The organism is Stutzerimonas stutzeri (genome assembly GCF_002890895.1).
Lineage (GTDB): Bacteria > Pseudomonadota > Gammaproteobacteria > Pseudomonadales > Pseudomonadaceae > Stutzerimonas > Stutzerimonas stutzeri_AB.
The window spans coordinates 524224-543427 of sequence record NZ_POUL01000001.1 but is presented as its reverse complement, the minus strand read 5'-3'; the positions used below and the strand labels follow the sequence as shown (position 1 = coordinate 543427).

General features: G+C 59.4%; 20 protein-coding genes. 11 read left to right on the top strand and 9 right to left on the bottom strand.

The genetic code is table 11. From position 1 onward, the window contains the following. Positions 1-4 precede the first annotated feature (4 nt). Positions 5-466: a recombination regulator RecX gene (gene recX, locus CXK96_RS02565; RefSeq protein WP_102834921.1), complete on the top strand. Its 462-nt coding sequence runs from the start codon at positions 5-7 to the stop codon at positions 464-466. Between the two features lie 66 nt (positions 467-532). On the opposite strand, the gene CXK96_RS02560 is transcribed toward recX, so the two are convergent. Both CXK96_RS02560 and CXK96_RS02555 read right to left on the bottom strand, forming a co-directional pair. Continuing rightward, on the bottom strand, positions 533-1624 hold the full coding sequence (locus CXK96_RS02560) for a TIGR00730 family Rossman fold protein (RefSeq protein ID WP_102834920.1): 1092 nt from the start codon (positions 1622-1624) through the stop codon (positions 533-535). A 259-nt stretch (positions 1625-1883) separates the two neighbouring features. Continuing rightward, positions 1884-3284 carry an MBL fold metallo-hydrolase RNA specificity domain-containing protein gene (locus CXK96_RS02555; protein WP_102834919.1) on the bottom strand — a complete coding sequence of 467 codons (1401 nt, stop codon included), beginning with the start codon at positions 3282-3284 and terminating at the stop codon, positions 1884-1886. 128 nt (positions 3285-3412) lie between these two features. On the opposite strand from CXK96_RS02555, the gene CXK96_RS02550 reads away from it, so the two are divergent. Further along, entirely contained in the window at positions 3413-5818 is a 2406-nt protein-coding gene (locus CXK96_RS02550) for a xylulose 5-phosphate 3-epimerase (RefSeq protein WP_102834918.1), read from the top strand. A 51-nt stretch (positions 5819-5869) separates the two neighbouring features. Here CXK96_RS02550 and CXK96_RS02545 read toward each other — a convergent pair whose 3' ends face one another. Beyond that, a complete protein-coding gene (locus tag CXK96_RS02545) occupies positions 5870-6262 on the bottom strand; it encodes a PA3611 family quorum-sensing-regulated virulence factor (RefSeq protein ID WP_102835039.1) in 393 nt (130 codons plus the stop codon). A gap of 114 nt (positions 6263-6376) precedes the next feature. Here CXK96_RS02545 and CXK96_RS02540 point away from each other — a divergent pair, with 114 nt between their 5' ends. Then, positions 6377-7093, top strand: coding sequence for a tRNA-uridine aminocarboxypropyltransferase (locus tag CXK96_RS02540; RefSeq protein ID WP_102834917.1), 717 nt, complete (start codon positions 6377-6379; stop codon positions 7091-7093). A 14-nt stretch (positions 7094-7107) separates the two neighbouring features. Here the strand turns inward: CXK96_RS02540 and CXK96_RS02535 are convergent, their stop codons facing one another. Beyond that, complete coding sequence (locus CXK96_RS02535) at positions 7108-8031, bottom strand: DMT family transporter (RefSeq protein WP_102835038.1); 924 nt, start codon at positions 8029-8031, stop codon at positions 7108-7110. Positions 8032-8265: 234 nt separating this feature from the next. Between CXK96_RS02535 and erdR the strand changes: the two genes are divergently transcribed. Continuing rightward, positions 8266-8916 carry a response regulator transcription factor ErdR gene (gene erdR, locus CXK96_RS02530; RefSeq protein WP_102834916.1) on the top strand — a complete coding sequence of 217 codons (651 nt, stop codon included), beginning with the start codon at positions 8266-8268 and terminating at the stop codon, positions 8914-8916. Positions 8917-8964: 48 nt separating this feature from the next. Here erdR and CXK96_RS02525 read toward each other — a convergent pair whose 3' ends face one another. After that, positions 8965-9891 carry a LysR family transcriptional regulator gene (locus CXK96_RS02525; protein WP_102834915.1) on the bottom strand — a complete coding sequence of 309 codons (927 nt, stop codon included), beginning with the start codon at positions 9889-9891 and terminating at the stop codon, positions 8965-8967. Between the two features lie 113 nt (positions 9892-10004). Between CXK96_RS02525 and fpr the strand changes: the two genes are divergently transcribed. After that, entirely contained in the window at positions 10005-10781 is a 777-nt protein-coding gene (fpr, locus tag CXK96_RS02520) for a ferredoxin-NADP reductase (protein ID WP_102834914.1), read from the top strand. A 62-nt stretch (positions 10782-10843) separates the two neighbouring features. Here the strand turns inward: fpr and CXK96_RS02515 are convergent, their stop codons facing one another. Then, a complete protein-coding gene (locus CXK96_RS02515; RefSeq protein ID WP_102834913.1) occupies positions 10844-11329 on the bottom strand; it encodes a YchJ family protein in 486 nt (161 codons plus the stop codon). A gap of 6 nt (positions 11330-11335) precedes the next feature. Further along, positions 11336-11833, bottom strand: coding sequence for a DUF6231 family protein (locus CXK96_RS02510; RefSeq protein ID WP_102834912.1), 498 nt, complete (start codon positions 11831-11833; stop codon positions 11336-11338). Positions 11834-12043: 210 nt separating this feature from the next. Between CXK96_RS02510 and CXK96_RS02505 the strand changes: the two genes are divergently transcribed. Then, the gene (locus CXK96_RS02505) at positions 12044-12646 is read left to right on the top strand and encodes an OmpA family protein (protein WP_102834911.1); all 603 of its coding nucleotides are present in this window, start codon (positions 12044-12046) and stop codon (positions 12644-12646) included. 60 nt (positions 12647-12706) lie between these two features. Here the strand turns inward: CXK96_RS02505 and CXK96_RS02500 are convergent, their stop codons facing one another. Next, entirely contained in the window at positions 12707-13171 is a 465-nt protein-coding gene (locus tag CXK96_RS02500) for a CopD family protein (RefSeq protein ID WP_102834910.1), read from the bottom strand. Positions 13172-13257: 86 nt separating this feature from the next. Here CXK96_RS02500 and dinG point away from each other — a divergent pair, with 86 nt between their 5' ends. From dinG to pdxH, 4 genes are all read left to right on the top strand, one after another. Then, the gene (gene dinG, locus CXK96_RS02495) at positions 13258-15402 is read left to right on the top strand and encodes an ATP-dependent DNA helicase DinG (protein WP_102834909.1); all 2145 of its coding nucleotides are present in this window, start codon (positions 13258-13260) and stop codon (positions 15400-15402) included. A 138-nt stretch (positions 15403-15540) separates the two neighbouring features. Continuing rightward, the gene (locus CXK96_RS02490; RefSeq protein ID WP_102834908.1) at positions 15541-16689 is read left to right on the top strand and encodes a serine hydrolase domain-containing protein; all 1149 of its coding nucleotides are present in this window, start codon (positions 15541-15543) and stop codon (positions 16687-16689) included. A 136-nt stretch (positions 16690-16825) separates the two neighbouring features. Beyond that, the gene (locus tag CXK96_RS02485; RefSeq protein WP_102834907.1) at positions 16826-17455 is read left to right on the top strand and encodes an OmpA family protein; all 630 of its coding nucleotides are present in this window, start codon (positions 16826-16828) and stop codon (positions 17453-17455) included. 113 nt (positions 17456-17568) lie between these two features. Next, positions 17569-18216 (top strand): pyridoxamine 5'-phosphate oxidase, encoded by a 648-nt coding sequence (pdxH, locus tag CXK96_RS02480; protein WP_102834906.1) that lies wholly within the window; start codon positions 17569-17571, stop codon positions 18214-18216. 50 nt (positions 18217-18266) lie between these two features. On the opposite strand, the gene CXK96_RS02475 is transcribed toward pdxH, so the two are convergent. Then, positions 18267-18503, bottom strand: a complete 237-nt coding sequence (locus CXK96_RS02475) for a hypothetical protein (RefSeq protein WP_102834905.1) — start codon at positions 18501-18503, stop codon at positions 18267-18269. A 175-nt stretch (positions 18504-18678) separates the two neighbouring features. Here CXK96_RS02475 and CXK96_RS02470 point away from each other — a divergent pair, with 175 nt between their 5' ends. Further along, positions 18679-19140: a glycine zipper 2TM domain-containing protein gene (locus CXK96_RS02470; RefSeq protein WP_102834904.1), complete on the top strand. Its 462-nt coding sequence runs from the start codon at positions 18679-18681 to the stop codon at positions 19138-19140. Positions 19141-19204: the final 64 nt, after the last annotated feature.

Here is a 19204-nt window from a genome sequence, read left to right as displayed (position 1 = left end):
TAGCATGCCGGTCGTGCTCGACAGCCCTGCCGCCGTGCGGCGGGCCGCTATGGATTTACTGGCCCGGCGCGAGCACGGACGTATGGAGCTGAGTCGCAAGTTGCGTTCGCGTGGTGCCCCGCCTGATCTCATCGAGCCAGCCCTGGAAAAACTGGCTGATGAGGGGCTGCTCAGCGAGGCTCGCTATCTGGAAAGTTTTGTGCGCATGCGTGCCAATGCGGGCTACGGCCCGTTGCGCATACGTGAGGAACTGACCCAGCGAGGCCTCCTGCGAGAGGAAATCGAGCAGGCGTTACGTGACAGTGGCTTCGACTGGAATGAGCAGTTGCGCGAAGTCTGGTTGCGAAAGTTCGGTGAGTTACCGGGCGATCAGCGTGAAAGGGCCCGCCAGGGCCGCTTTTTAAGCTACCGTGGCTATCCCCTGGATTCGATTGGTCGCCTTCTGCGGGGCGCTTCGCTCGACTGATCCGGATTGGATAGTGGCCGTTTTGCTGCTGGTCGAGATCGCGTCACTAACTGAGCTCGCACTACTTCAATCTTCAGCGCTCAGCGGCGAAGCCCAGTGTTCCTTTGCATTGATAAAGTCGGTCAGCTCCCGTAGCCGGCCATGATCCCTTCCGTTAAATACGAAGCTCAGCCTGGGTAACGGCTGCAGTTCCGGCTCGTCCAATTCCATTTCACAGCACGCTTGCTGCTCGAAGCGGCCTTTGAGACAAAGGTCGGCAAAATGTTCGTTCATGTAGGACACGGCGGAATCGGTCAGCACATGGTTCATGCGCATGACGAAGCGGTCTTGCAGCCATCGGCTCGAGTGGAAGTTGCTGTAGAAGTGATCGATCTCAGCAGCAGCGTCTTCGGCATTGTCTACCAAGCGCATCAGTCGCATATCAGTTGGAAGGATGTAACGGTTGCCTTCAAGCTGTCGGCGCATGAAGTTCAGCGCGTCTTTCCAGAATGTGCCGCCGGGCTCATCCAGCAGCACAATCGGCACCAGTGGGCTTTTGCCCGTCTGGACCAGCGTGAGTACTTCCAGGGTTTCGTCCAGTGTGCCGAAACCACCGGGACAGAGCACCAGCGCATCGGCCTCTTTGATAAAGAACAGCTTGCGCACGAAGAAGAAGTGAAAAGACAGCAGGTGGTCGGTGCCATCTACCGTCGGATTAGCATGCTGCTCGAAGGGTAGGGTGATGTTCAGGCCAAGGCTGTTATCCATGCCTGCGCCTTCATGGGCAGCCGACATGATGCCGCCACCGGCACCGGTAATAACCATCAGGTCGTAGCGTGCAAGCGTCTCGCCGAGCTCGCGGGCGAGCGCGTACAACGGGTGTTCGATGGGCGTTCTCGCCGAGCCGAAAACGGTCACTTTACGGCGACGCTTGAACTGATCGAGGCGGCTGAAGGCGTGCTCCATTTCACGCATGGTTTGTAGCAGAATCTTGGCATCCCAGCGGCTTCGATCGGCTTGAGCCATGCGCATGACGGTAACCAGCATTTCCCGATACAGGGGCAGGTTCTGGCTGCTGGATGGAACTACGAGTGCAACCAGTTCATCGATTTTCTTCGATAGTTCGGCACCACTGGTTTTGAAATGTCGCGACAGGTAATCGTCCGATTCGAAAGGCATACAAGTTCTCCCTGTGGAAGCTGGGGCGCTGCTCAGCCGCCGGGAGCGAGAACCGTATCTCGCCCTGTGGTCTGAGTAAGTCCAGACAGCCGCCGAAAACAATCTGGGTGATGGTATGTCGGCATTTGGCGTTCGTGACGCACTTGTTTCATGCCTAACAGTAGCTCAGCGCGAAGATGTCGAACGTCGGTTCTATCGCTCTGTGAACAGCCACGATTATCGCGCGTGCAGCTTTGTCTGGGGCATCAGTTTCCGGCCATCAGAGTGCGATGCGATCTCCCGGTTCCGGAATGCGGGCTTGCCAATCGAGGCGAACACGCAGGGCCTCCTGCAATGTACGCATCTTGTCCAGCTCCCCATGGACTAGATACAGCTCCGGGCGCGACTTGAAGTGGCTAGCCCATTCGATCAGCTGCGATTGCCCCGCATGCGCGGAGAAACCGCCCAACGTATGGACCTGGGCGTTCACCGCTATGCGCTGATGCATCAGCTTGACGGTTTTCGCTCCATCGACGATGGCGCGACCAAGTGTGCCGCTCGCCTGGAAGCCTGGGATGACTAAATGGCATTCCTTACGCCAGAGGTTGTGCTTGAAGTGATGAAGAATGCGCCCACCATTGCACATGCCGCTGCCGGCGATAATGATCGCGCCACTTTTGAAACGGTTGATAGCCATCGATTCTTCAGGGGTTGGCGTCGCCCTGAATATCGGCAGCCATGTCTCGATACGCTGCCGGTTACTATCGGCTGCTGCGCCTGGTTCTATGTCCAGCTGCTCCTGGAAAAGTGAGTAGATTGCGTTCGCGCCGATGGCCATCGGGCTGTCCAGAAAGACCACTTGCTGAGGCACTCGGCCTTGGTGGTACAGAAGGCCGAGGTAATAGATCAGATCTTGCGTGCGGCCAACGGCGAAGGACGGCATGAGTACGTTGCCACCATCACGGTGGGCTTGCTGAAGGATCTCGGCCAGTTCTTCGATGGTTGCCTGATGATCGCGGTGGTCGCGGTCGCCATAGGTGGACTCCATCAGTACCACGTCGGCTTCGCGCAGTGGCGTCGGCGCGTGCATCAGGGGTGAGCAGGCATTGCCAAGGTCCCCGGAAAATACCAGGCGGCGGGTAGCGCCAAAGTCGGTGACGTCGACTTGAACGATGGCTGAGCCAAGGATGTGTCCCGCATCAAAAAAGGTCACGGAGACCCCCGGTGCGGCTTCGAAGACGTCGCCATAGGCGTGAGGCTGTCGTTGCGCAAGCATGCGTTCGGTGTCGACCCGTGTGTAGAGCGGCTTGATAGCCGGCTTGCCCAGACGCGCGCGCCAACGGTTTTCCCACTCGGCGTCCTTTTCCTGGATGTTGGCCGAGTCGAGCAGCATCAGCTCGACCAGCTTCCCGGTCGCTTCGGTGACATGAATCGACCCTTTGAATCCTGCTGCCACGAGCTTCGGTAACAAGCCGCTATGGTCGATGTGTGCGTGTGACAGCACCACGGCATTCAGGGTCTGCGGGTCGAAGCTAAAACCTGCACGGTTGCCGGCCTCCTCTTCGCGCCGCCCTTGGCGCATGCCGCAGTCGAGAAGCACGCGAACGCCATCATGGGTTTCGATCAGATAACAGGATCCAGTGACCTGTTGGATGGCGCCGAGAAAGCTGAGCAAAGCCATGAGAACCTCCTGTTTGTACAGTTGCGCCCAGCATGCCCGCTATGCCGGCAGCTCATCTTGATGCATATCAGAGAGAGCCCGCTAGACGCTGACTAGACTATCGCCAATGCCCACCAACGGAGTGCCTCATGAATCAGCTACTGCCCAGTCTTGACGAGCTGGACCATCATGCGGAGATCCAGCCGGAGTTCGCTCGCTGGCGAACCGGGTACGGACCCTTTGAACATGCTTTGGAAACCCAGGCTGCCGTATTTCGCCTGGCCCATCAGCTGGTACAGGCCGAGTTGCAGCCGGATCTGGCAAGTGTGTATCGGCTGCTGCAGGCGATCGACAGGATCGGTTCGGCTGGCCTGTGGCTGGTTGTACACATGACCTATGCGCGTCGCGTTCGGCTGGACGGCTCTGAACTCAGCGCCGAGGACTTCAAGGTTGCGCCAGAAGGGCATACCGGCGGTTCTCTTAATATGGTGCCTGCCTACGCCGGGTATCTAGGACTGAACGCCCTGACCGGCAGTACACGTGCTTGGTTGATGGGGCAGGGGCACTGCGTTGCAGCGATCGAAGCGCTGAATCTGCTTAGCGACAATCTGCACCCCGAACAGAAGCAAGCCTACGGCGCTGGCGAAGCGGGTATCAATCGGCTCCTTGAGGACTTCTACGGATACCATCAGGCGGCGGATGGCAGCCCCTCAGCGCCTCTCGGCAGCCATGTCAATGCACACACTGGGGGCGGTATCGCCGAAGGCGGATACCTTGGCTTCGCCGAGCTGCAATATGCCCACATGCCACTGCCTGGCGAGACGTTGGTGGCCTTTCTGTCCGATGGTGCAGCAGAGGAACAGCGCGGCAGCGACTGGATTCCGCGCTGGTGGCGTGCCGAGGATTGCGGTGTAGCGCTGCCCATCATGATCGCCAATGGTCGGCGTATTGAACAACGCACCCAGCTTGGCACTCATGAGGGGCTTGAGGGGTTTCGCCAGCATCTAAGCCGTTGTGGCTTTGACCCCATCCCGTTCGATGGGCGCGACCCGGCTGCTTTCGTCTGCGCCCTGTGGGAGATGGAGCAGCGCCTGGTTAGGCGTGTCGAGGAAAAATCCCGCGGTCTGCTGCGCTATCCGCTGCCGATCCCCTACGGAATAGCCGAGACGATCAAGGGATTCGGCTTCTATGGTGCCGGCTGCAATGCAGCGCATAACCTGCCGCTGCCGGGCAACCCGCACGTTGATGACGCTTCGCGTGAGTTGTTCAATACCCATGCCGCCCCGCTTTTCGTTCCCTGGAATGAGCTTGAGCAAGCTCGCCAGCTGGTTGCGCAGTCCCGCCATGCGCGCCCTGCCGAGCGCGACAACGTCCTCGCGACCAGGCGGCCCAATGCTCCGGTCATGCCGCCGCTCCAGTATCACGATCACGCCTGTTCCCCGATGGCAGCGGTAGATGATTTCTTTGTCGAACTCACCCGTGCCAATCCGTCACTGCGCCCTCGTGTGGGTAACCCCGATGAACTGGCCAGCAATCGCTTGGGCGGCGTACTCAGAGCGATGAAGCACCGCGTGGTCGATCCTGAGGGAGAGCTGGAGGCGGTGGACGGAAAGATCATCACGGCACTGAATGAAGAGGCCGTGGTTTCCGCCTGTCTTGCCAACCAGGGCGGCCTGAACCTGGTTGCCAGTTATGAGGCGTTCTGCGTGAAAATGCTCGGCGCGGTACGCCAAACCCTGATTTTCTCCCGGCAGCAGAAGGAGGTTGGGCGGCCAGCCGGTTGGCTTGGCTGGCCCATCATCGCCACGTCTCACACCTGGGAAAACGGCAAGAACCAGCAGTCGCACCAGGACACCACATTTTGCGAGGCCTTGCTGAGCGAAATGAGCGATATGGCGAGAGTTTTGTTCCCGGCAGACCACAACAGCGCCATGGCACTGCTGCCTTCGATCTACCAGACCCGCGGTGCGCTGGCTTGCCTGGTCATGCCCAAGCGTGAGCGGCCAGCCGTTTTCAATCAGGCGCAGGCCGAGCAGCTTGCCCGTGACGGCGCGATCATCGTTGACGAGCAGAAGGGTGATAACCCCATCCTTCTGATTGCCAATGGCAGCTATCAGTTGACTGAAATGCAACGTGCCACTCAGCGCCTCAAAGAAGCGCGTGTTAGCTATCGTCTGGTGTATTTACAGGAGCCGGGTCGCTTCCGCGCACCGCGGGATCGTTGGGAGATCGAGGCGCTTGCGGCTGAGGGTGTAACCGAGCGCCTGTTTCCCGAACAGATGGAGATGAGGGTGCTGCTCACTCACATGCGGCCCGAAGTGGCGCGTGGTCATCTCTGGCCGATTTTGCCGGACGTGCGACGAAATTCGGTTCTGGGCTATCGCAATCGTGGTGGCACGCTGGACGAGGGCGGTATGCAATTCGCCAACCGGGCTAGCTGGGCAAATGTATTGGCCGCCTGCGCACGTTTGCTCGATATACCGCGAACCGCACTGCTCAAGCCAGATGAGGCGGCTGCGGTCGCGGGCAAGGGCGATCCGCGCGTGCTGCGCTAGTCAGACCTGTCAAAGGGCAGCGCCGATGCTGCCCTTGGCGTGTTGCCGGCTTCAGCAATCGCTGGAGCGATAGCGTTCCGTGGTGATCGGTTTCTTGCTCTGGTACTCACTGAACTCGAAGCGCAACACTGCGCCCTGGCTCATCAGCTGACGCAGGCCCTCGTTGTTGCAAACGCTGGCGGCCAGTTGGGTGCGGACTTGCTTGGGGTTGTCTCGCATCTGCGCGGCGTGGCGCGGCTGAACGCTCAAATGGTTGACCAGCTCGTTTCCGTCGACGCTGTAGCCCTCGTCGAGCAGGTCGGAGTTGATCGCACGTGGAGTGCCTACACTGCTTTCACGGGCGACTTTTTCCAGCAATTGGCTGAGCGCCTGGTCCTGTGCGGATGCGGTGTGGGCGAAGGGCAGGGCGAGGCAAAGCGTTAGAAGTGTGGTCAGACGGCGCATGGTGATCTCCTGATGACTGCCGTCGTTCGACCGGTGTCGGTCCTCACGGTTCAGCGCTGCCATGGTTTGGGGGCGGCTGTTAAACTCCGCTCCCCCTCTGTTGATCGAACAATCATGACTCACGCCGTCGTCCGCCTTCGCGATGCTCGCCTGGCGCGTAGCGCCAAACCGTTCATTGCCCGCGGTTCTCGCACGCCGCGGTGTGCCCGCTGCCGAGTTGCCTTCAGCCATTGCCTGTGTGACTGGCTGCCATCGGTGACGACCAATAGCGCGGTCTGCCTGATCATGCACGATATCGAGCCGCTGAAACCGAGCAATACCGGTTGGCTGATTGCCGATATCGTGGCTGAAACCTATGCCTTCACCTGGCAACGAACCGGTGTAGACGCTGCGCTGCTAGAGCTGCTGGCCGATGCCCGCTATCAGCCCCTGGTGGTCTTTCCGGGTGAGTACGCGCAACCAGATCGGGTGGTTACGGAGCTTGAGGTCACACCGGGGAAGCGCCCGCTGTTCATCCTGCTGGATGCGACCTGGACCGAAGCGCGAAAGATGTTTCGTAAAAGCCCCTATCTGAATCATCTGCCTGTGCTGAGCTTGCAGGCCGACGTACTGTCACGTTATCGCCTGCGTCGCTCGACCCGCAGCGAACACCTGTGCACCGCGGAGGTCGCTGCGTTGTGCTTGGGCTTGGCTGGAGATGACCAAGGCTCCGCGGCACTGGATACCTGGCTCGATGCGTTCACTGACCATTACCTGGGTGCTAAGTATCACCGCGCACCAGACCCCGAGGATGCCACTCATCGGGCGCTGGCTGCCCTTGGCCAGCGCTGATATTGGCCTGTGGGTCAGTGCCTGGCCACCTGTGGGATTTCGGTAGCAGCCGGCACGGGTACATCCTTGCGCGGCCAGAGTTGGGCGGCGAGCATGCCAACGAACATCAGCGCACAACCAAAATAACCGCGCGGACTTAGGCTTTCATCAAGCAAAAATGCTCCAGCAAGTGCGGCGAACACCGCTTCGAGCGAGAGGATGATGGCCGCGTGCGAGGCGATTGCGTGCTTCTGCGCCACGACTTGCAAGGTATAACCAACCCCCACTGCGAACATTCCGCCATAGATTAGGGCCGGCGCGGCAAGCCAGATGCTGTTCAGGCTGGCTTCTTCGAAGACTGCCGCCAGCAGCAGACTGACGACCGCGCAGGTCACGAATTGCAGAAAGGCCAGGCGAATGGCGTCATGACGACCCACGAAAAAGCTCACCAGCAACACATGAATGCCCCATACGAAAGCGCCAGCCAACTGTATCCAGTCGCCGGAAGCGATCTGAAAGTTTTCGTCGATGCTGAGCAGCGCCATGCCAACCACGGCGAGTATTGCGCCTAGCCAGGTGCCCATGCCGGTCCTCTGGCCAATAGCCAGGCCGAGTAAGGGCACGACGATGACGTACAAGCCAGTGATGAATCCAGAGTTGGTCACGCTGGTGAACAGCAGGCCAACCTGTTGCAGGTTGATGCCTATAGTGAGTGCGAGGCCCATGCTGAGGCCTCCAAGCAGCAATCCGCGCTGCAGGAATGGCTCGTGGCGAGCAGCGTCTCGACCTTGGTGCAGCAACAAGGGCAACAATACGATTGCGCCCAATGCGAAGCGAAGGCCGGTGAACAGGAATGGCCCGATGTTATCCATGCCGACCCGCTGTGCGACGAATGCGCTTCCCCAGATCATGGCCGTGATCAGCATTAAGAAATCGGCGCGAAGGGCTTGTTTGCGCATGTTTGAACTCGTGCGGAAAAACCGCGAACTTTGCATCAAACCGATGGGCTTTGCCACCGCTTCGCCGTCCGGCGCGGCAAACGGCTGATTAAATGCGGAACGATGATCGAATTTCGCGTGGTGGCGCGATATCATCACCGCGGTCACCCTCGAGCATATTGCGGGTTCTTGCCGTCCTGATTGTCAGCACCCGGCTCAGGCAGGTGAAGCGCCAATAAAAACTATAGGTCCGCCATGGCTGCTTACGAAATCCTTATCGCCGATGATCATCCCCTGTTTCGCAGTGCCCTCCAGCAAGCGTTGACGCTTGGCCTGGGCGATGATGTTCGGCTTTCCGAGGCGGCTAGCATTGCCGAGCTCGAAGCTCAACTGACCCGAACATCGGACTGGGATCTGGTATTGCTGGATCTCAATATGCCCGGCGCTTATGGCTTCTCCGGGCTGGTGCTGCTGCGAGGTCAGTATCCCCAACTGCCTGTTGTGATGATCTCTGCACAGGAAGACGCTGCGGTTGTTGCTCGCTCTCGCGAGTTTGGCGCCAGCGGTTTCATACCCAAATCCAGCTCACTCGAGACGATTCAGCAGGCTGTGCGGGTCGTGCTTGATGGCGACGTCTGGTGGCCTAGCAATATCGAGGATGTGGCGCACGTCAGCCCCGAAGCCAAGGCTGCCAGCGAAGGGCTCGCAAGCCTCACGCCCCAGCAGTTTCGCGTGCTCACCATGGTGTGCGACGGTTTGCTAAACAAGCAGATCGCCTATGAACTCAGTGTTTCCGAGGCGACCATCAAGGCGCATGTGACCGCAATCTTTCGCAAGTTGGGCGTTCGCACCCGAACCCAGGCTGCTCTACTGTTGCAGCAGATGGGCTCAATCCCCAGCAGCTGAAGGCACGTTGTTGCCTGTAGATGCCTCGCCGACCGCGCTGGCTCAGCGTCAGGCAATCGTCGGCAGCACAATCTCATCACTGCGGCGGACGCCTGCCGTCAGCGCTCGGCATTGTTCGATAAATTCGCGCATGGCGGCGGTCTGATATTTCATCGAGTGCCAGATGAAATAGAACTGCCGAGCAAGGTCCAGTTCGGGTGTTTCCAGAGCGACCAGGCTGCCCCGGCGAAATGCATCGCGTAGCGCCAATCTTGAAATGCAGCCGATCCCGAGCCCGGATTCGACGGCTCGTTTAATCGCCTCGGTGTGCTCCAGCTCGAGCCGAATGTTCAATTTGGCCGGATGATGGCGCATGGCATGGTCGAAGGTCAGGCGAGTACCAGAGCCCTGTTCGCGGAGAATCCAGGCTTCGCGCGAGAGTTGATCCAGGCTCACCGCAGTGTGGGCGGCCAACGCATGCTGGGGCGCGCAAAACACCACCAGTTCGTCCTCGACCCAGGGTAATACTTCGATCTCTGGATGCTGGCAGTCGCCCTCAATCAGACCTAAATCAAGTTCATGTTGCGCAACCTGCTGGACAATATGCGCGGTGTTCTGCACATGGAGTTTCACTCGGCATTCAGGGTGACGCTGCATAAAACTGCCGATGAGCAAGGTGGCGAGGTAGTTGCCGATCGTCAGGGTGGCGCCCACGCTCAGCGAGCCGAATCCCGTTTTGCCAGCGAGCAGATCCTCAATCGCTTTGGCCTGGTCGAGCAAGCCTACTGCCTGCGGCAATAGCTGGTGGCCTAATGCGTTCAGCCACAGACGTTTACCGGCACGATCGAACAGCTGGCAACCCGACTGGCGCTCCAGTTCGGCCAGTGAGGTGCTGGTCGCCGACTGTGAAAGGGCAAGGCTTTCAGCCGCACGGGAAACGCTTTCATGCCGCGCGAACGCGACGAACACCTGCAACTGCCGGAGTGTGAAATGCATATCTATATAACCGATAACATATATCGTTAATATTCGTTTAGCGGATATTAGTCGGCCCGGTAAACTGCCAGCAAATATTGATGCGCCGTTGTGCGCTAGAAGGGGAGCACTACATGAGCAACCTGAACGTTGAGCGAGTCCTCAGTGTGCATCACTGGAACGACACGCTGTTCAGTTTCAAAACCACCCGCAATCCGGGGCTGCGCTTTGAAAATGGTCAGTTCGTGATGATCGGACTCGAAGTGGAAGGGCGACCCCTCATGCGTGCTTACAGCATTGCGAGCCCCAATTATGAAGAGCATCTGGAGTTCTTCAGTATCAAGGTGCCAGATGGTCCGCTGACCTCTCGCCTGCAGCACCTGAAAGAAGGTGATTCACTGATGGTCAGTCGCAAGCCGACTGGCACGTTGGTGCTGGACGACCTGTTGCCGGCCAAGCATCTTTATCTTCTGAGTACGGGAACCGGTCTGGCGCCTTTCATGAGCGTGATCCAGGATCCGGAAACCTATGAGCGTTTCGAGAAAGTCATCCTGGTGCATGGTGTTCGTTACGCAAACGAAGTTGCCTACCGTGAGTTTATAACCGAGCACCTGCCGCAGAACGAATTCTTCGGCGAAGCCCTGAAAGAGAAGCTGATCTATTACCCTACCGTCACGCGCGAGGCGTTCGAGAATCAGGGGCGTCTGACCGACTTGATGCGCAGCGGCAAGCTGTTTGCGGATATCGGCCTGCCGCCGATCAACCCGGAAGACGACCGCGCGATGATCTGCGGTAGCCCTAGTATGCTGGCCGAAACAAGCGAAGTGCTCGACAGCTTTGGTCTGAAGGCATCGCCGCGGATGGGCGATCCTGGGCACTACCTGATCGAGCGAGCATTCGTCGAGAAGTGATTGGACGTTGAGTCCAACGACCGGCTGAGCGTCACGACAGCCGGTTTTTTTTGGCTGGCTCTTTAGAAGTAAGTGGCACAGCATTTCTTGTACTTCTGACCACTCCCGCACGGGCACGGGTCGTTGCGACCGCCCTTCAGCGGGACAGTGGGGTCAATGAAGTACCAGCGTCCATTGTGCTGCACGAACGCTGAGCGCTCATGTTGAGCGTGCTCTCCGGCTCCGTCGTGCCATCGTGCGGTAAAACTGACCAGCGCATGTTCTGGCTGTCCGCCGAGCACTTGGCTTTGCTCAACGTCCAGTCCCAGCCAGGTACTGTTGGCGCTCCACTCCTTCATGGACTGCAGATCCAGAGCTTGTTGCTGTGCCGGCAGCGTGGTGGCCTGCAGGTAAGCGATAGCCCCGACAACGTAGGCGCTATATCGCGACCGCATCAGTTGTTCAGCGCTAGGCGCTGGTAGACCTTGATGATAACGACCGCAACATTCGCCGTAGGGGTCGCCGGTGCCGCAGGGGCAATTTGCGTCTGTCGGTTGATCATCAGACATCGTCAATCACCACCAATATTTGCCGAACATTTGCGGATTGGCCCAGTACTTTGCATTGAGCCAGTCTGGAACCTGCTTGTAATCCAGTAGGTCGTAGGTGAAGAGGGTCACCGTTTGGCCGCCTCGTTCGAAGCGTCCGCTGAGCTGTAAGGCCAGCGAGTAAAAATCGGTTGCCTGCCAGTCCGACGCATTCAGATCGACCAAAACCGCCATGCGGCTGGTGTTGAGATTGCGAATGCCGCCGAGCAACTGCAGGCCGTCGCGCTTCGGAAGGTGTTCCAGGCAGTCAGCGACCAGGGCGAGATCGTAGCGGCGGGCCGCGAGGTCTGCAGGCAGTGGGCCGGTCAGTGCGCGATCGATCTGGCAGTGGTTATGGCTGTGGCTGAATGCATCGATAGCGGGCAGTTCGCTACGACCGACATACAGCAATCGGGCCGGACGGTGTTGTTCCAACAGGGCGGCCAAAGCTTGCTGCGGCGTCTGCGATGAGCGGGATGCGGTCAAGCCGGGATTCCTCGATATCAGGCGTAGCGGAATGCAGAGATTGCAGTCCGCTCGGTCTGTCAAAGTATAAAGACTAGCGCGCTGGCGCCTGCCGTCCTAGTCTCGATATAACTGGAGCTGCTTATGCTATGGCGCATAAAGCTCTGGCCGATCCCACATTAGGAGGCTTTAACGATGAGTAGCTTACGGACAGCAGTACCCGTGATTGTGATGACCACCTTTCTGGCCGGCTGCGCAGGGGTGCAGAAACAAGATTGGCCCAGCTGCGCGGCTGTTGGCGGCGTAACCGGCGCCGCGTTGGGCGCGATAGAAAGCAGCACCTACACAGGTTATGGCGCATTGATTGGTGGCGGCATGGCTGCAGCCTACTGCTGGGCCAATGGCACCGAGCAGGAGACTGTCGCCGTGGTTGAAACGGTTGAGCCTGCACCGATGGCTGAGCCGGAGCCCGAGCCTGTGATGGAGGCCGTACGGGTTGAGCTGGACGTAAAATTCGACTTCGACAAAGCCACCATCCGTCAGGACGCATACGATGACATCGAAGTGCTTGCTGACTTCATGAAGCAGTACGACCAGACCTCGACGACTGTAGAGGGTCACACCGATTCCATCGGTACTGACGCTTATAACCAACGTCTGTCCATGCAGCGTGCCGAGTCCGTTCGCGATGCACTGGTAAACCGCTACGGTGTTGAAGCCAACCGTCTTGAAGCGGTGGGCTATGGTGAGTCGCGTCCGGTCGCTGATAACTCGACCGAGCTGGGCCGCGCCATTAACCGTCGCGTTGAGGCGTCGGTCGAAGCGCGTCCGTAACGCAGGCTCTGTAAAAAAACCGGGTTGTATGACCCGGTTTTTTTGTTTCGATTGGCCGCTTCAGAACAAGGGGCGCGCGCTTGCCAGCGCGACCACAGCCAGACCCACCAGTAGATTAATGCCGACAAGCTTGCGGATCTGGCCCAATGCAGCGCCACCTTCCGGCCAGTTCTGCGCGGTGATCGCGCGCTTGAGTTGGGGCAGTTGCAGCAGCTGTATGCGCCAGAACAAGGCGAGCATCACCAGGAACATCCCGGCCATGATGTGGACGTAGCGAGGCGCAGCCTCCAGCCCGTCGAAGCGCATGTGCCACATACCGATACCACTTATCGGAAGCACCAGCACTGTAACCCAGACCCATCGAAAGAAGCGGCGAAACACTTCGGCCCAAAGCTTCAACCGTTCCGGTGCCTGTAGTGCGGAAACAGCCGCTGGGCGCAGGACCATCCAGGCGAAGAACATGCCTCCCACCCAGATCACTGCGGCTAGTACATGTAGTGAATAGAGCGCGGCGAATGCGGTCATGGGAAATCTCCGGTGGCGGTTGAGGAAACGCGCGTTATCATAGCCACCCTCCAGAAATACTGAAAATATATACAGCATCCGCGCCCATGCTCAGCACTGAACTCAAGTCCCAGATCCAGGGCGCCTACTCCCAGTTTCTCGAAGCCAAGGGCCTCAAGCCCCGTTATGGCCAGCGTCTGATGATCGCCGAAGTGGCGAAAGTGCTCGGTGCGATCAAGGCCGACGATGAGGGGCGGCGCGATGGGGAGCCCGCTGTCGTCGCGGTCGAGGCTGGCACTGGCACCGGCAAGACTGTCGCCTATAGCCTGGCTGCCATTCCGACGGCCAAAGCGGCGGGCAAGCGCTTGGTGATCGCAACAGCTACGGTCGCGTTGCAAGAGCAGATTGTGCACAAGGATCTGCCGGATCTGATGCGCAATAGCGGCCTGAGCTTTTCCTTTGCTCTGGCCAAGGGACGCGGTCGTTATCTTTGCCTGTCCAAACTCGACGCACTGCTGCAGGAAGGGCAGGCGCAGAGCGCAACCGCTCAATTGTTCGAAGAAGAGGGCTTTCGCATCGATGTGGACGAGCGGAGCGAAAAGCTCTTCGGAAGCATGATCGAGAAGCTCGCAGGCAACCGCTGGGATGGTGATCGCGACAGTTGGCCTGAAGAGTTGGCTGATCCCGACTGGGCGCGCCTGACCACGGATCACAGTCAATGCACCGGGCGCCACTGCCCCAACTTTCAGCAGTGCGCCTTCTACAAAGCGCGCGAAGGCATGACCAAGGTTGACGTCATCGTCACCAATCATGACATGGTGCTCGCAGACCTCGCGTTGGGTGGTGGGGCGGTGCTGCCCGATCCGCGCGACACACTCTATGTCTTTGACGAAGGCCATCATCTGCCGGATAAGGCGATCGGGCATTTCGCTCATTTCACCCGCCTGCGTTCTACCGCCGAGTGGCTTGCCCAGGTCGAAAAGAACCTGACCAAGCTGCTCGCCCAGCATCCGCTGCCGGGCGATCTCGGCCGGCTGATCGAGGCGGTTCCGGAAATCGCCCGAGACCTTCGCAGTCAACAGCAATTCATGTTCAGTGCCTGCGAACAGCTGGCTGACTTCCGAGCCGGCGAAGACATGGAGGGCCGCGAGCGGCCTCGTCATCGGTTCGTGGGTGGTGTGGTCCCGGAGCATCTGATCGAGCTGGGTATCGAGCTGAAAAAGGGCTTCGCCAAGCTGAACGATCTGTTCACCCGGCTGACCGAGTTGCTCAAAGAGGCGATGGATGGCGAAACGGGTGTGGGCATCGCCAGCCATCAGGCCGAGGAGTGGTATCCATTATTCGGCAGTCTGCTCACTCGGGCCCAGGGCAACTGGGAGCTGTGGACGGCCTTCACGGTCGACGATCCAGAAGACAGCCCACCCATGGCGCGCTGGCTGACACTGGCCGATGGTGGCGCTCTGTTCGATATCGAAGTCAACGCCAGTCCGATCCTTGCGGCCGAGACGTTGCGCCGCAATCTGTGGAACGTCTGCTACGGCGCGCTGGTAACATCGGCCACGCTCACCGCACTGAACAGTTTCGATCGCTACCGCATGCGTGCCGGGTTGCCACGTTGTGCTGTTACGGCGGTGGTGCCGAGCCCGTTCCATCATGCCGACGCTGGCGTACTGAGAGTGCCCGATCTCAAGGCCGACCCGCGGGATGCCGCTGCACACACAGCTGCGATCGTACGGGATCTGCCGCAGCTGGTGGAGGCTTCACGCGGCACGCTGGTACTTTTTTCGTCGCGTAAACAGATGCAGGACGTTTTCGACGGGCTGGAGCGGGACTGGCGACGGCGGGTGCTCATTCAGGGCAATCTGTCCAAGCAGGAGACCCTTAACAAGCACAAGGCGCGCGTGGACGATGGCGAGAAGAGCGTGCTGTTCGGGCTCGCCAGCTTTGCAGAGGGAGTCGACCTCCCTGGTGCGTATTGCGAACACGTGGTGATTGCCAAGATTCCGTTTGCTGTACCCGATGACCCGGTCGAAGCAGCGTTGGCCGAGTGGATCGAGGCGCGAGGCGGTAATCCCTTCATGGAAATCGCCGTACCTGATGCCTCCTTGCGCCTCGTACAGGCCTGCGGAAGGCTGCTACGTACTGAGGAGGACCGCGGCACGATCACGCTGCTGGATCGCCGGGTCGTCACGCAGCGCTACGGAAAGGCCATCCTCAATGCGTTGCCGCCGTTCCGCCGCGAGATCGGTTAGTGGCATGTTGGCCTAGCGAGCAAGATGCGCCGTTATTCAAGTGAATGATTGTCTCTTCAGCGAACTCGAATTTGTTTGCCAGATTCGGTGTGACTGGAACAATGCGCTGAATCCATCAGCCTGGTAAGGAGCACAAACGTGCAAATTCAGGGGTATTTCGATCTTCGTTTCGAAGCGGTCAGGGACGCATTCAGCGAGCTTTTCGTGCGGACCCAGCAGCGTGGCGCCGCTGTCTGCGTGAAGGTTGGTGGCGAAACCGTCGTCGATCTGTGGGCTGGCGTCGCAGATAATGCCGGTGAACAGGCTTGGCAGAGCGACACCCTGGTCAATCTGTTTTCTTGCACCAAGACGTTCACCGCGGTGGCTGCCCTGCAGTTAGTCGCGGAGGGCAAGCTGCAGCTGGATGAGCCGGTTGCCCGTGTGTGGCCGGAATTTGGTGTCAACGGCAAACAGGACATCACGCTACGGCAACTGCTCAGCCACCAGGCCGGGCTGCCGGCGGTTCGCCAGCCGCTACCGCCCGAAGCTCTGTACGATTGGGAAAAGATGACTGCGGCGCTCGCAGCCGAGACGCCCTGGTGGACGCCAGGTGAAGGTCACGGCTATGCCGCAATCACCTATGGTTGGTTGCTAGGCGAACTGATCCGTCGTGCCGACGGCCGTGAGCCGGGTGAAGCGATAGTTGCGCGCACCGCTCGGCCTTTGGGGCTCGATTTCCATATCGGTCTGGCCGATAGCGAGTTTGACCGAGTCGGTTATCTGACACGGGAGAAAAACAACCTTGGCGACGCAGCTGCCCAACGGGTAATCAAAGCCCTGATGTGCGATCCGCAGTCGCTCACGGCTCTCGCCTTTACCAATCCACCGTCGATCATGAACAGCGCGAATAAGCCGGAGTGGCGTCGAATGGCACAGCCAGCTGCCAACGGGCATGGTAATGCGCGATCGTTGGCGGGCTTTTATGACGGCCTGTTGCGTGGGGAGCTGCTTGATTACCAGCTGCTGGACGAGATGACGCGAGAACACTGCATCGGTGAGGACCGCACGCTGCTCACCCGGACTCGTTTCGCGCTAGGCTGCTGGCTAGACCAGCCGGACGTTGAGAACGCCACCTTCGGAATGGGGCCGGGCGCCTTCGGCCACCCGGGGGCCGGCGGTTGCATCGGTTTCGCCGATCCTCAGCGCGAAGTGGCCTTCGGCTTTGTCACCAACACCATGGGTCCTTACGTGCTGATGGATCCACGCGCGCAATCTCTGGCACGTGTAGTCAAGGCATGTATCGGTTGAACCACTCGTCTGTTTGGCTGGGTGAGACTTTGCAGAACAAGGACCTGCGTCCACAATTTGAGTCAAATCCTTGCTTAAGCTGCGTGTTCAACCCGCGCAGTTTGTTTTCGCAACCCTCTTCCACGGAAATTGGCTCATGAACCTGCTGAAAAGCGCCTCTCTTGTACTCTGTATGGTCATTGCCGGCTGCAGCTCCAACGACGAAAAGCCGGTGGAAGTGGTTGCTGCGCCGAGTTCTGTGATTGACGCTGCCTGGTTGGATGGGTACGAGCCGCGCCTTCGCGATGCGTTGAAGGACAGTCATTTCGAGCTTGAGCGCCGTGAGGGCGTATTAGTGGTCACCGCACCTGTCGATGGCTCCTTCAACCCCGACCGCCCCGGCATGCTGCTGCCTGTAACGCTTGGCCCGCTTAGTCGGGTGGCGAAATTGGTGGAAGGCGACGAGAAGACCGCCGTGGTTGTGGTTGGCCATGCTGACAGTACGGGACCGACCGATCTTAACCGCGACATCAGCCGCCAGCGTGCCGGTGCCGTAGCGGCAATTTTCCGGTTGAGTGGCTTGAAACACGACCGGCTGCGCATTCGTGGGCTGGGTTCAGATATGCCGCGTGCTTCAAACGAGCACGAAGAAGGCCGTGCTCTGAACAGGCGTGTCGAGATGGTCCTGGCTCCTCAGCCAACCTTGCTGGCACTGATTACCCAGTACAGCGAGGCGCCGGCCAAGCCGACCCAAGTCGCTGCCGCAGAAGTCAGCAAAGCCAAATAACTTGGCGCTGTCATCGACGCGCTGCCCATTCGGCCTACTTTTGCGTTGAATCAAGCGGGGTAAGGCATAGAGCCGGTAAGCTTTGGCTTCAACTGTCTTCCAGGAAACCAGCGATGACCCAATCCTTGGCCGATATGCGCCGCGATTACACGCGTGACGGACTCAGTGAAGTGAACGCGCCGGAAGAGCCGTTCGAACTCTTTCGGCAGTGGTTTCAGGATGCGGTGCAAACGGAGCAGCCGCCTGTCGAACCGAATGCCATGACCTTGGCGACGGTAGACGCCGAGGGTCGCCCCCATTGCCGAGTGCTTCTGCTCAAAGCATTGGATGAACGTGGCTTCACCTTTTTCAGCAACTATGACAGTGCCAAGGCCGAGCAGCTGGAAGCATGTCCGTTCGCTGCGATGACCTTCTTCTGGCCCAGCCTAGAGCGTCAGGTACGTATCGAGGGACGGGTCGAGAAGGTCAGCGCGGCCGAGTCGGATGCTTACTATCAGGTGCGTCCGCTGGGTAGCCGCCTTGGCGCTTGGGCTTCACCCCAAAGCCATGTGATTCGCGATCGTGCCGAGCTTGAACGGCTTCTCGCCGAGACGGAGCAGCGCTTTCTGGACCAGGCCCCGCATTGCCCGCCTCATTGGGGCGGTTATCGTTTGCTGCCGGAGCGAATGGAGTTCTGGCAGGGACGTCCCAGCCGTCTGCATGACCGGCTGAACTATCGACGCCTGGCCAGCAACTGGCAGCGCGAGCGTCTGGCGCCCTGAGCCGAGGGCTCAGCTTTTGATCAGAGGCCGGTTGCGGCCTCTTTTTCATGTCAGCGCTCGTTGTAGAGCGCTAATTCGCTTTCCAGCCATGCTTGCAAGTCCTTACGTTTGACGCGCGCATCTTTCGCAGCTGAAAGGCGCTGCAAGACCCACGCTCGCTTCTGTGGGTCATCTCCTGCCAACGAAAGCGCCAGGTCCCGGTCCGCCCAGCGTCTGAATCGGATGAACAGCCAGGCATGGAAAACCAGCCCGGCCAGCGTAACGATGGTGATAATGAAGTAGTCCATAGATAGTCTCGAGTACAGCTTGAGCGAGCGCCCTGCATGCGGGACGGGATCGCCTCGGGTAAAGTACGGTCCTAGTTGAATGAATGCTGAGTCAGGTCGAGGCGGTTGCCAAGTGTTTCTTCGCCGCACCGACTGACCACGGTCGGGTTCAACCTCGTTTCCCAGGAGAGTACCTATGCGCCACTCTATCGTTGTTGCTTCGTTCACCGTCGTGGCGCTTGCCGTCGGCGGTTGTACTTCCAACCTTACCGGGGATAGCTATTCCCGCGACGAGGCGCGGACCGTCCAGACGGTACGTTATGGCACGATCGAGTCATTGCGCCCGGTCAAGCTCGAAGGGACCAAGACCCCGATCGGTACCGGCGCAGGCGCTGTGGTCGGTGGTATTGCTGGTAGCGGGGTTGGTGGCGGTCGGGGCAGTGCCGTGGCGGCGGTGATCGGCGCACTGGCCGGCGGTATGCTCGGTTCAGCAGCGGAGGAGGGGATCACACGGGCTCAAGGCGTTGAAATCACGGTGCGTGAGGATGACGGCAACATGCGCGCCTATGTTCAGGAAGTCGAGCCCAATCAGGTGTTTCGTGTCGGTCAGCGCGTGCGCATCATGACGGTCAATGGCACGAGCCGTATCGCACCCTGATACCGTTCGTCTTGGCCGGGGAGGATTAGCAACGGGCTGTCGCGGACGCCAGTCAGATGCGATG